Raw genomic sequence first — 666 nt, forward strand, 5'->3', positions numbered from 1 at the left:
CTTGCTCCAGTTAATAAAGCAGAAAAAATTTCCGAAACAGAGGAATCAAAACTGTGAGAGTAAAATTGAGATAACACTTCTTGCTCTGTGATACAAAATGTTTTTAAACGCCATTCCACTAAATTGAGTACGCCAGCATGTCGGAGTAATGTACCTTTCGGATTCCCCGTCGATCCAGAGGTATAAATTATATATGCTGTGTCATCCACTCTATTTTTACTTAAGATGTCTTTAATGGAAGACGATGCCAAAATATCTTCAATTATAAACACTTGTTCATTATACGTTTGTATTTTCTTTTTTAAAGCTTTTTTCGTAAGAATTAGCTTTGCCTTACTGTCGTTAAAGATATACGATACACGATCTGACGGATATTTAATATCAATTGGCACATAGGTACAACCAGCTTTGAGAACGCCTAACATACATACAATACTTTCAAAGCTTCGGTCTAAGAAAATAGCAGTTACATCATTGGGTTGCATTCCTTTTTCAATCAAATAATGAGCAATTTGATTAGAATATTGATTTACCTCTTCATAGGTATATGAACTATCCTCAGTGGAAATTGCAATTGAATTGGGTGTTTTATACACTTGCTGATAAAACCGTTCCTGTATAGAAGAGTATGGTGGCAGTGCCATACACGTATCATTCAATTTTTGG

Annotated in this window: 1 protein-coding gene; it reads right to left on the minus strand. The window is 34.4% G+C overall.

Features of this window, described 5'->3' with window-relative positions; all coding sequences use genetic code 11:
• A partial coding sequence (locus tag ACP3VS_RS24220) for an AMP-binding protein (protein WP_426390292.1) occupies positions 1 to 644 on the minus strand: 644 nt, incomplete at its 3' end.
• Positions 645 to 666: the final 22 nt, after the last annotated feature.

The sequence above is a fragment of the Lysinibacillus sp. VIII_CA genome, assembly GCF_049943995.1.
GTDB classification, from domain to species: domain Bacteria; phylum Bacillota; class Bacilli; order Bacillales_A; family Planococcaceae; genus Lysinibacillus; species Lysinibacillus pinottii.